The organism is Mucilaginibacter conchicola, assembly GCF_003432115.1.
Taxonomy (GTDB): Bacteria; Bacteroidota; Bacteroidia; order Sphingobacteriales; family Sphingobacteriaceae; genus Mucilaginibacter; species Mucilaginibacter conchicola.
In genome coordinates this window covers 21,875-28,339 of record NZ_QWDC01000009.1, presented here as the reverse complement: position 1 = coordinate 28,339, position 6,465 = coordinate 21,875, and the positions used below count along the sequence as shown (strand labels likewise).

5 protein-coding genes are annotated in these 6,465 nt (G+C 42.9%); 3 read left to right on the top strand and 2 right to left on the bottom strand.

Annotated features, from left to right (window positions below; translation table 11 throughout):
* Positions 1–332 precede the first annotated feature (332 nt).
* On the top strand, positions 333–1,136 hold the full coding sequence (locus D0C36_RS24125) for a Fic family protein (protein ID WP_117394303.1): 804 nt from the start codon (positions 333–335) through the stop codon (positions 1,134–1,136).
* Positions 1,137–1,348: 212 nt separating this feature from the next.
* On the opposite strand, the gene D0C36_RS24120 is transcribed toward D0C36_RS24125, so the two are convergent.
* Both D0C36_RS24120 and D0C36_RS24115 read right to left on the bottom strand, forming a co-directional pair.
* Positions 1,349–2,155, bottom strand: coding sequence for an alpha/beta hydrolase (locus tag D0C36_RS24120; RefSeq protein ID WP_117394302.1), 807 nt, complete (start codon positions 2,153–2,155; stop codon positions 1,349–1,351).
* A gap of 37 nt (positions 2,156–2,192) precedes the next feature.
* On the bottom strand, positions 2,193–2,921 hold the full coding sequence (locus D0C36_RS24115; protein WP_117394306.1) for a GntR family transcriptional regulator: 729 nt from the start codon (positions 2,919–2,921) through the stop codon (positions 2,193–2,195).
* Between the two features lie 260 nt (positions 2,922–3,181).
* Here D0C36_RS24115 and D0C36_RS24110 point away from each other — a divergent pair, with 260 nt between their 5' ends.
* On the top strand, positions 3,182–4,990 hold the full coding sequence (locus D0C36_RS24110; RefSeq protein WP_117394301.1) for a class I mannose-6-phosphate isomerase: 1,809 nt from the start codon (positions 3,182–3,184) through the stop codon (positions 4,988–4,990).
* A gap of 4 nt (positions 4,991–4,994) precedes the next feature.
* Positions 4,995–6,449, top strand: a complete 1,455-nt coding sequence (locus tag D0C36_RS24105) for a sugar porter family MFS transporter (protein ID WP_117394300.1) — start codon at positions 4,995–4,997, stop codon at positions 6,447–6,449.
* The last annotated feature ends 16 nt before the right edge of the window (positions 6,450–6,465 follow it).

Here is a 6,465-nt window from a genome sequence, read left to right as displayed (position 1 = left end):
GTGGGAGCAACAGGATTCGAACCCTATTTGCAATATGTTTATTATTAGTAAGTTACAAATACTGAACGCACATGGTACTCTTCTCGGTACCCATAGTTTTAACAGCTTGCTCGATTATTAAAGATACAAATAAAAAACGACGAAATAATCATTATTCTATAGCGATAATTCACCTTGACTGGATTTAAAGACTACTCCAAATCGTTTGAGCAATAAATAAACGTACCGAAAATGCGAATGAAACTTTTGAATTTTGGGTTTAAGAATTCCTTTCCCTCGCATACAATCCTTCTGTATTCGTTGTTGAGCATATTAATCTCTATTTTTGTTATGTGGCGACAGACATTCTCTCTATTATTCAACAGTATAAGTCTCTGCATTTGGAGGACGTTATTGACTTTGAAAAGTTCAATCTGATTGCTATTGACCATCATTCCACCCGGATTGAGGGTTCGACACTTACAGAGGTTGAAGCACAGGTGCTCATAAATGAGGGGCGTACGCCTAACGGAAAACCTTTGGAAGAAAGTCTGATGGTCAAAGATCATCATGCTGCTTTATTATTTACGCTTGAGTCAGCAAAAAATGGCAAACCGGTTAGTGTCGACCTGTTACAACAGATCAATGCACTTGTGATGAAAAGTACCGGAAAGATCTATAATACAATATTCGGTACTCTTGATTCTACAACAGGAGTATTTCGCAAGGGAAACGTATCAGCCGGCAACACATATTTTCCCAATTATGATAAGGTCGAATACCTTACATCAGAACTAGTAAAACTGATAAAAAACGGCATGGAGCAACCTTTGTCCGTAGAACATCAGCTTAATCTCTCATTTGATGCGCATTATCATTTTGTAGCGATCCATCCCTTTTATGATGGTAATGGCAGAACTTCCAGATTAATGATGAATTTCATACAAGCGAGGTATGAACTTCCATTGGCAATTGTGCATAGTGAAAACAAAGCTGCATATATTGAAGCAATTGTTAAAACGAAAGAAACCGAGGACCCGGAATACTTTCGCAGCTTTATGCGCAATGAATATACTTCACTGTTGCAAAATGAAATTAGTAAGTATCAGGAGATGTATAAACCTTCTAAAGGCAGAGGTTTTAGTTTCCTGATTTAGAAGCATTTCTGGCTTTAAGCTATCTAAGCTTGCAACAGTTCAAATTTTTTATCTGATGGTTTGCAAATCTGTATTTTAATATGCTCTTAAGAGGAGCTCACCAACCATATTTAACAGCGACAGCTCATTAAATACTAAAACTTAGATGTTAAACGTAAGTTTTGACGATTTTCAAAATAGTAATTCGGCTATGTTTTGAGTTTAAAGCTTTATTACTTTCGAGATACTATTTCCTTAATTAAAAGCGGAAATGCCGGTTCAGGCATATTTCCGTGATCGAAACCCTGTAATTGGTAGAGCCGTGAATGTTTGTGTCCGGCAAGTTTCATCATCCTCAGCATATATGCATTTTCTTCATACCGGCCGAGTAATTCCTGGTCTGCATCTCCTGTTATCAGGAGCATCGGCGGGGCATCTTTTCGTACCCAGTACAACGGTGCATATTCGTCAATAACCGCTTGTGTTTCTTTAATTTTTCTTTCAGATCTCACCGTGAAGTGCGTTATACACTGGCCGCTGAAGGGAATAAGTTCTGCTATCTGATCTGCATCAATTCCGTATTTCTGCAAGTACATTTTGTTAAGGGTTACCATCATTGCAAGATAACCGCCGGCTGAGTGGCCACTCAAATAAATTTGTTTCTTATCACCACCAAAGCGTTCAATATTTTTAAATACCCACGCGACGGCAGCAGCTGCATCCTCTATATATACAGGACATTTTACATTCGGTGATAAGCGATAGCCGACGCCTATCACCGCAAAACCTTTATCTTTCAGCGCTTGCGGAATTTCTTTCGCACCCCCGGTCAAACCTCCGCCGTGAAACCAAACCACGGTTTTGAAATTCCTGACATTCTTTGGGTAGTAAATATCAAGTTTGCATTGCGAGGCTTGGTAAGGATCTTTCTTTGTGAGTGAATCCGGATAATAATAAATATCTTTTTCAGTGTGATAGAGTTGCTGAGCAAAGCCTGTTATCGAAGAAAAGAATAATAAGAGGGTAAGGATATTTTTCATTACGTTATAAGTTTGCTGAGGGTGTCCTTACAGTTTATTACCGGCGGCTCTCAACGGTATAAACGAAACTATCGGCTTTATAATAACCTAAGTTGTATTCTATCGGACGCTCTCCCTGGTCAAAAACAAAACGTTTACGTAACAACACGGGTTCGCTGGATTTGATCTGGAGCTTCTCTGCTATCAGTTCGTCGGCAGCATGAGCACTGATCTCTTCTTTGGATAAGCTTGCAATGGTAGAGTAATCCTGTTCAAGTAATTCATATAAGGGGCGTTTAAAATCTTCGTCACCTGTAAGGCCGATCCGGGGATGGAAGTATGAGATGAAGTACACGAACGGCCCGTCGTTCTTGCCACGTACGCGTTCCATTTTCAGTACTTTCCTGTCGGTCTTAATTTCAAAAAAGTTAGCCAGCATTTCATCTGGAAAAACCCAGGTAACATGCAGCTCGAAGTTTTTGATATTGATACCGCGCAACTTCATCTCTTGGGAAAAGCTGAGCCAGTTGTTTGATTTCGAACTTACTGTAGATTGATTGACTTTTGTCCCGGCACGTTTTTTTCGCACCAGTAAACCTTCATAAACCAGTTTATTAATAGCCTGCCTTAATGTGGTGCGTGAGATGGCAAGCAGTTTGGCTAATTCAACCTCATTGGGTAACACTTTGCCATTTTGATACTCATCCTGACTTATTAGCTTTCTCAATAACTCTTCGGCTTGTACATGAAGAGGAACAGGACTTTTGTGATCAATAGAATACTTCATAGCGGTTGTATATACAATAATAAGTATTAAAACGAGGTTGTGCAAATGTATGTACATATTGTATAAAATACACTGCTTGGATTGGAAGAAACGGCCTTAAAAGCGCAAAATATTTATACAAATAAATTTGGATATGAATTTTTTGTTAATATGTTTGTACATTATAAATCACCAGTTATTTAATCTTTAATTTATATCTCGCCTTCGGCAGTGGCTGTAACGGCTTATTGATATAATATGTACATACATTACTACAAAATATGATCTCTGATTTAATTGAACTTAAACAGCAAACGTCAACCTATCCTGAATTGCGTAAAACGCAGCAGTACTTAATGCCGTCGCATCTGAATAACCAAGCTGCAAAAATCGGTGAATATGATATTTATCCCGTTTCACCTTTGGGTACCGGTAAAATATTTGCAGGCTTTGATACACTTGCGGCCTATATCATCAGGTACAAAGCTGTTTTGATAGACGGTTTTGGTGGCGTGTTCTGGGATAAGATTCAGCAAAGGCTACAGGATTGCTTTGATGAAAGGAATTTAAGTGTTAACTGGATATATACTGCAGACTTACTGAAACCAGCCGGAGAAATAAATGAGCTGGTGGGCCCTTTTCTCGGCGAAAATGATTCTGTCTGGGGGACAAAAACTACGCTTGATCTAATTGATTTATTTGAGCCCGCACTAAAAGAGCAAACGCCGGATACAAGGTCTGATATCAACATCGTGCTAGGTACTGGTGCTGCTTTAGCAGGCTGGAGTGCCCCGGTTATTTACCTGGATGTGCCTAAGAACGAGATCCAGTTCAGGATGCGCGCTGGGAGTATCAACAATTTAGGCAGCGATGAGCAGTCAGAGCCGTTCAGCATGTACAAGCGCTTCTATTTTGTCGACTGGGTATTGCTTAATCAGCACAAGAAGAATATACTCGACCGTATTGCGGTAATGGCAGATGCGCAATGGCCTGAGACCATTAACTGGATGTATCAGCAGGATCTTAAAGCGGGACTTGAGCAGCTAAGTCGCTCGGTATTACGTGTACGCCCATGGTTTGAACCGGGTGCATGGGGCGGGCAGTGGATGAAAGAACATATAGACGGGCTGAACAAAGAGGTCGTCAACCTGGCCTGGTCTTTCGAACTGATCGTGCCTGAGAACGGCCTCGTGTTTGAAAGCGATGGTAACCTGCTTGAAGTATCATTCGATACGATCATGTTTAGCAATAACGAGAATGTTTTAGGTAAACATGCAGCACGTTTTGGCGATGAATTTCCCATCCGTTTTGATTTCTTGGATACTTATGAGGGTGGCAACCTTTCTATACAATGCCACCCAAGGCTAAAATACATTCAGGAAAATTTTGGAGAGAACATTACACAGGATGAGACCTATTACATCCTCGATTGTGATAAAAACGCAAGTGTATATCTCGGCTTTCAGGATGATATTGATCCGGCCGCTTTCAGAACTGCGCTCGATGGCAGTCAGGACACAGGTAAGGCTATTGACATAGAAAAATATGTACAGGTACATGCTGCCGAAAAGCACGATCTGTTCCTTATCCCTAACGGGACGGTTCACAGTGCCGGTGCAGGCAACCTGGTATTAGAGATCAGCGCAACGCCTTACATCTTTACCTTCAAAATGTACGACTGGGTTCGTCTTGACCTTGATGGAAAACCGCGCCCTATAAACATAGATCACGCTTTTAACAATCTTGATTTTACCCGCAAAGGCGAAAAAGTTCAACAGGAACTGATCTCTAAACCGAAAGTGATTGAAAGTGCGCCTGGTTACCAATTGGTGCACCTGCCAACGCATGCCGATCATTTTTATGATGTACACCGCCTGGAGTTTGATGATACCGTTGAGGTGAGTACTGGCGACACCTGCCATGTACTGATGCTGGTTGAAGGGCAAGCCGTTCTGCTGCAAACTGCGGATGGAACCAAAAAGCAATTTGCCTACGCCGAAACATTCGTGGTGCCGGCTGCTGCTGGTTCTTACAAACTCACAAACACCGGCGGCGGCAGGGCAAAAGTGGTTAAAGCATTTTTAAAATAACGCCATGGCAAAAACATCACAACATACAACAGCAAAGAAGGGTAATGCATACCTGTATCTTATTTGTCTGGTAGCGGCACTAGGCGGGTTCCTTTTCGGCTTTGATACCGCCGTAATATCCGGCACGGTAAGCCTTGTAAAGAAAGATTTTTCGCTTGATGCCGTAAGCGAGGGATGGTTCGTTAGCTGCGCCCTGCTGGGTTGTATAGCCGGCGTTAGTTTCTCCGGAAAATTAAGTGATAAGTACGGGCGTAAGCCAGTGCTTATTATATCTGCAATCATGTTCCTGGCTTCGGCATTGGGGTGCATGTGGTCGGGTTCGTTTACCGCTCTTATTGTTTTTCGTTTAATAGGCGGCTTGGGTATAGGTGTAGCGTCTATGGTATCGCCCTTATATATCTCAGAGTTCTCCCCATCGCGCTACCGTGGAATGATGGTGTCACTGTACCAGCTGGCATTAACCATTGGCATCGTGATAGCCTATTTTACCAATGCCTACCTGGCCGCACATACGCATGATAATTACACAGGCAGCGGGATGCAAACCATTTTTTCTGCAGAAGTATGGCGCGCCATGCTGGGCCTGGGTGCATTGCCGGCAGGTATTTTCCTGCTGTCGCTGTTTGCAGTGCCGGAGTCGCCGAGGTGGTTGTTGTTGAAGGGCGAGGGGCAAAAAGCGAAGCACATACTTATTAAAATTGATGGCGAAGAAGCCGCAACCAGTGAGATAAAGGCATTTAAAGCGCAGGATGATAATGATGATACGTCATTAAAAGAATTATTTAAACCGGTTTATCGCAAAGCGCTTTGGATAGGTTTGTTGCTACCCTTCCTTTCACAGGTTTGCGGTATTAATGCGGTTATCTATTATGGCCCGCGCATTTTGGAGCAGGCCGGCTTCACGCTCAACAGTGCTTTAGGCGGGCAGGTTACCATAGGTTTGGTAAACGTAGTGTTTACGTTTGTTGCCATTTTTACCATTGATAAGTGGGGCCGCAGGCCGTTGCTTTATGCAGGTGTGGGTGGTGCGGTTACCGCGCTGATGATCATCGGCGTGCTGTTCGCCCTCAATATTACCTCGGGCCCGTGGATACTCATTTTTATCCTCGTATTTATTGCCTGTTTCGCTTTCTCGTTCGGCCCGGTATGCTGGGTTATTGTAAGCGAGATCTTCCCAAATTCTGTACGCGGCATCGCCATGTCATTAGCAACCTTGTCTTTGTGGATAGGCAACTTCCTGGTAGGGCAGCTAACACCATTGATGCTTGAAGGCCTTGGCTCATCATGGACATTCTGGCTGTTTGCCCTGTGCTGCTCTCCGGCACTCTGGTTAACCTGGCGACTGATCCCCGAAACAAAAGGCCGCTCACTCGAAAACATAGAAAACTATTGGAAAAAGGAATACGGACAGGCAAGCCCCGAAGAAGCTTCCCTGCCACTTGTAGCCGACCATAAATAAGCCAACCATACTAACC

What these genes read in the sequence shown, in the direction of transcription:
- D0C36_RS24120 (WP_117394302.1), bottom strand. Translation starts at nt 2,155, where the DNA reads ATGAAAAATATCCTTACCCTCTTATTATTCTTTTCTTCGATAACAGGC.
- D0C36_RS24110 (WP_117394301.1), top strand. Translation starts at nt 3,182, where the DNA reads ATGATCTCTGATTTAATTGAACTTAAACAGCAAACGTCAACCTATCCT.
- D0C36_RS24115 (WP_117394306.1), bottom strand. Translation starts at nt 2,921, where the DNA reads ATGAAGTATTCTATTGATCACAAAAGTCCTGTTCCTCTTCATGTACAA.
- D0C36_RS24105 (WP_117394300.1), top strand. Translation starts at nt 4,995, where the DNA reads ATGGCAAAAACATCACAACATACAACAGCAAAGAAGGGTAATGCATAC.